Origin of the sequence: Vibrio sp. V19_P1S1T109, assembly GCF_002241375.1 — a bacterium.
GTDB lineage: Bacteria > Pseudomonadota > Gammaproteobacteria > Enterobacterales > Vibrionaceae > Vibrio > Vibrio anguillarum.
In genome coordinates, this window is record NZ_NDIM01000312.1 from 1 (window position 1) to 3,824 (window position 3,824).

4 protein-coding genes are annotated in these 3,824 nt (G+C 41.5%); 3 read left to right on the forward strand and 1 reads right to left on the reverse strand.

Annotated elements, in window-relative coordinates:
- The first annotated feature begins 133 nt into the window (after nucleotides 1-133).
- The 3 genes from rdgC (at nucleotide 134) to B9J87_RS15085 (ending at nucleotide 2,868) form a co-directional block, all read left to right on the forward strand.
- Nucleotides 134-1,048: a recombination-associated protein RdgC gene (gene rdgC, locus B9J87_RS15075; protein WP_094151544.1), complete on the forward strand. Its 915-nt coding sequence runs from the start codon at nucleotides 134-136 to the stop codon at nucleotides 1,046-1,048.
- A gap of 162 nt (nucleotides 1,049-1,210) precedes the next feature.
- A complete protein-coding gene (gene trhP, locus B9J87_RS15080) occupies nucleotides 1,211-2,611 on the forward strand; it encodes a prephenate-dependent tRNA uridine(34) hydroxylase TrhP (RefSeq protein ID WP_047689061.1) in 1,401 nt (466 codons plus the stop codon).
- Between the two features lie 2 nt (nucleotides 2,612-2,613).
- On the forward strand, nucleotides 2,614-2,868 hold the full coding sequence (locus B9J87_RS15085; RefSeq protein ID WP_013857525.1) for a YfhL family 4Fe-4S dicluster ferredoxin: 255 nt from the start codon (nucleotides 2,614-2,616) through the stop codon (nucleotides 2,866-2,868).
- Between the two features lie 39 nt (nucleotides 2,869-2,907).
- On the opposite strand, the gene nfsA is transcribed toward B9J87_RS15085, so the two are convergent.
- Entirely contained in the window at nucleotides 2,908-3,630 is a 723-nt protein-coding gene (nfsA, locus tag B9J87_RS15090; RefSeq protein WP_017047921.1) for an oxygen-insensitive NADPH nitroreductase, read from the reverse strand.
- Between the last annotated feature and the right edge of the window lie 194 nt (nucleotides 3,631-3,824).

Consider the following 3,824-nt stretch of genomic DNA (forward strand, 5'->3'; position numbering starts at 1 on the left):
TTTGTGACCTTTGCAAACAATTTTTCATATAAGTTTCTTATCAAGTTCATGATTATATTTTGAAATTGATTTAAGACTTTAGCTTTCAAATCCCCTATCATGTTGCGTCTTCTAATTAAGTAAGAGAAAGAATATGTGGTTTAAAAACTGTATGGTTTATCGTGTTAATCGCGATGTAGAATTCAACGCCGATCAGCTCGAAAAACAACTGGCCGAATTTCGTTTTACGCCATGCGGCAGCCAAGATAAGCAAAAATTTGGTTGGGTTAACGCAATGGGTAAACACGGCGACATGATGACCCACGTTTCTGAAGACCGTATTCTGATCTGCGCGAAAAAAGAAGAAAAGATGTTACCTGCTTCGGTCATTAAAGATTCTTTGAATGCCAAAGTTGAAGCGATGGAAGTGGAAGAAGGGCGACCTCTCAAGAAAAAGGAGAAGGAAAGCCTCAAGGAAGATATTGTCATCGATCTTCTACCTAGAGCATTTAGCCGCAGCAATCTCACCTTTGTGCTTATCCTACCCAAGCAAGGCTTCATTTTAGTCGATGCCGCAAGCTACAAAAAAGCTGAAGACGTTTTGGCGCTGCTACGCAAAACCATGGGTAGCCTACCCGTAGTACCTGCGATCCCAGAACAAGCGGTAGAAACAACACTTACTCAGTGGGTTAAAAGTGGCGAACTACCACAAGGGTTTAGCTTGTTGGATGAAGCTGAATTAAAGTCATTATTAGAAGATGGTGCAGTGATCCGTTGTAAGAAACAAGAACTGACAAGCGATGAGATCTTAAGCCATATTGAAGCCAATAAAGTTGTCACTAAACTGGCATTGAACTGGCAAGATCGCCTGAGTTTTATTCTGGCTGAAGATTGTAGCATTAAGCGTTTGGCATTTAGCGATGAACTCAAAGAACAAAATGAAGATATTCCACGAGAAGAGCAAGCGGCTCGCTTTGATGCCGATTTCTCATTAATGTGTGGTGAAATGTCGGCATTTTTGCCTAACTTATTTGACGTTCTCGGCAGCCTTCCTCACCCGAACGCTTAACAAAAGCATCATGCAAAAGCCCAATACCCTTAAAAGTGTTGGGCTTTTTTGTATCGCTTACGATCCCTACTAGGCATAAGGTTATTTTTAACGTAAAATTTGCGCCCCTCCAATACCATCAGGTGGTATTGGCCTGACTTGAGATCAGATTAGAGAAAAACAATGAGCACACATACCCCTTTTGTCCCCGAGCTACTATCACCGGCGGGCAGTCTAAAAAACATGCGTTATGCGTTTGCTTACGGTGCAGATGCCGTTTATGCCGGCCAACCTCGTTATAGCCTTCGTGTACGCAACAACGAATTTAACCATGAAAACCTGCAAATCGGTATCGATGAAGCACATGCTTTGGGTAAAAAATTGTACGTGGTTTGTAATATTCAACCCCACAACTCAAAACTTAAGACATTCATCCGAGATCTAAAGCCTGTAGTTGAAATGGGACCAGATGCGCTCATTATGTCTGACCCTGGGCTTATCATGATGGTTCGTGAAGCATTTCCTGAAATGCCTATTCACCTTTCAGTTCAAGCCAATGCTGTTAACTGGGCAACGGTTAAGTTCTGGGCATCTCAAGGCGTTGAACGAGTGATTCTATCACGCGAACTTTCGTTGGAAGAAATTGAAGAAATTCGTGAGCAATGTCCAACGACCGAACTCGAAATTTTTGTTCATGGCGCATTATGCATGGCTTATTCAGGTCGCTGTCTATTGTCTGGCTACATTAATAAACGTGATCCAAACCAAGGAACATGCACTAATGCATGTCGTTGGGAATACAAAGTTGAATCAGCCAAAGAAGACGAAACCGGTCAAATTGTCGAGAAATTTGATCCAGCAGCAGTTCAAACTATCGAGATACAAGAAGAGCGCCCTGATAATACACTTGGTTTAGGCAAACCGATTGATGATGTGGTTTTGCTTTCAGAAAGCCATCGTCCAGAAGAGAAGATGGCCGCTTTTGAAGATGAACATGGCACCTACATTATGAACTCAAAAGATCTACGAGCCGTACAGCATGTAGAACGATTGACGAAAATGGGCGTGCATTCATTAAAAATAGAAGGTCGTACTAAATCTTTCTATTATTGCGCTCGCACAGCTCAAGTGTATCGCAAAGCAATTGATGACGCAGTTTCAGGTAAACCATTTGATGAAAGCCTGATGGGCACTTTAGAAAGCCTTGCACACCGTGGCTATACCGAAGGTTTCTTGCGACGCCATACACACGATACTTATCAAAACTATGACTATGGCTATTCAGTCTCAGATTCACAGCAATTTGTTGGTGAATTTACGGGTAAACGTCGTGGTGAAATGGCTGAAGTTGAAGTTAAAAACAAGTTTATCTTAGGTGATAGTTTAGAGCTGATGACCCCAAAAGGGAATGTTGTCTTCAGACTTGAAGCAATGGAAAACCGCAAAGGTGAAACTGTTGATGACGCAAAAGGAAACGGTCACTTTGTTTATATCCCGGTTCCTGAAGAGTTGGATTTAAACTTTGCTCTGTTAATGCGTAACTTGAATGCTGGCCAAGATACTCGTAATCCCGTAGGCAAGTAGTTATGGCATTATTGATCACCAGTAAATGCATTAACTGTGATATGTGTGATCCGGAATGTCCAAATGGCGCGATCTCTATGGGCAACCGGATCTATGAAATTGATCCTAATCTATGTACTGAATGCAAAGGACATTACGACAAGCCCACCTGTCAATCCGTATGTCCGATAACAAACTGCATCATTACCGATCCAGAACACATAGAAACTGAACATCAACTACTTGAAAAATTCGTCGTTATTCAAGGTTTAGCCTAATCATTGTAAAAGAGCCCAATCGTTAAGATTGGGCTCTTTTTATCGGTGTGCTAAGCCTTTACTGTTGAGATAGTTCAACATATGAGGTCGAGATTCTTGTGCTAATTTAGCCGTTACCTCTGTAGACCAAGCCGCTTGCTTAGTATTGGAAGAACGCGTCTGATAATAAGCCCTCATCGTCTCATCATATTGCTCTATTTCAGCATAACTCAAAGCATGGTAGGTATTCTCATGAACAATTACCTCAGGAGATAAACGAGGTTTTAGTTGTGGATTCTGAGCCGGATACCCCAAACACATACCAAATAACACTGCGCAATATGGAGGAAGCTCTAATAACTCATCCACTTCTTTAGGTGAATTTCTTAAGCCGCCAATATAAACACCACCCAATCCCATCGATTCTGCCGCCAATAAACAGTTTTGTGCCATGATCCCAGCGTCTACAGCGCCAATCAAAGTGAGTTCAATCAGCTCTGGTTTTACCTCAGGATTAATGGCGTAATGACGTTGGTAGTCAATGCAGAACACTAAAAACTCAGCAGCGCTTGCAACATAAGCTTGGTTGCCCGCCAGTATAGCCAACTGCTCGCGTTTATCTTTATCCGTAACACGAATGATTGAATTAACCTGTAATAGGCTCGATGATGATGCCGCAATACCAGCAGAAATAATTGTACTCAGCTGATCTGGAGTTATCTTCTGATCGGTAAAAGATCGGATAGAACGATGTGCAAGAATAGTTTCAATGACTGGATTCATCTTATATTTTTCCCTACGAGGATATTGCCACTATCTTAGCAAGCATTACCTACTGATGCCGTAAAAATGCAAACTTAAAATTAGCACAGAAAAGATCGGTTTAATGCAGTATGGGGGCGATACTTTTATTGAAGTTATTGAAGTTATTGAAGTTATTGAAGAACAGGAATGTTCTAAAAAATAATAAGGAGATG